Origin of the sequence: Paenibacillus oleatilyticus (assembly GCF_018998565.1) — a bacterium.
Classification (GTDB): Bacteria; Bacillota; Bacilli; order Paenibacillales; family NBRC-103111; genus Paenibacillus_G; species Paenibacillus_G oleatilyticus.
Genome location: NZ_JAHNZO010000118.1, coordinates 1 through 400, shown reverse-complemented (window position 1 = coordinate 400; position 400 = coordinate 1). Strand labels below are relative to the sequence as shown.

Annotated in this window: 1 protein-coding gene; it reads left to right on the top strand. The window is 63.0% G+C overall.

Annotated features, from left to right (window positions below):
• Positions 1-400: condensation domain-containing protein (locus KQX66_RS36555; RefSeq protein WP_216798408.1), on the top strand; the 400-nt coding region annotated here is incomplete at both ends.

The following is a 400-nucleotide window of genomic DNA, read 5'->3' as shown; positions in this document are numbered from 1 at the left end:
CCGCTGTGCCGCTTTTACCTGATTGAGCTGGCGCCGCAGCGCTATAATTTGATCATTGTCGTTCATCACATCCTGATCGACGGCCTGTCCGGCCAGGAGTTCTACAACGCCGTTTCCGCCTATTACAATCGCGGGGCGGCCGTGGCGCCGCCGCAGGCGGATGAAACGGACAATTGTCGATTGTACCGGCGCTATGAGGCGGATATCGCGGCGTTGAAGCAGGACTTCGCTTCCGCGTCATTCTGGGGCGACCGGTTGGCCGAATGCGCCCCGCGCGTAGCGTTGCCTTATCTCCCCGGCGAAGCCCCCGAAGCCCCCGGCGCCGGCGAAGTGCGCTTTACGTTGCCGTTCGCCGAGTGGCAGGCGCTGAAGTCCGGCGTCAGGTATGCCAACCCATTCC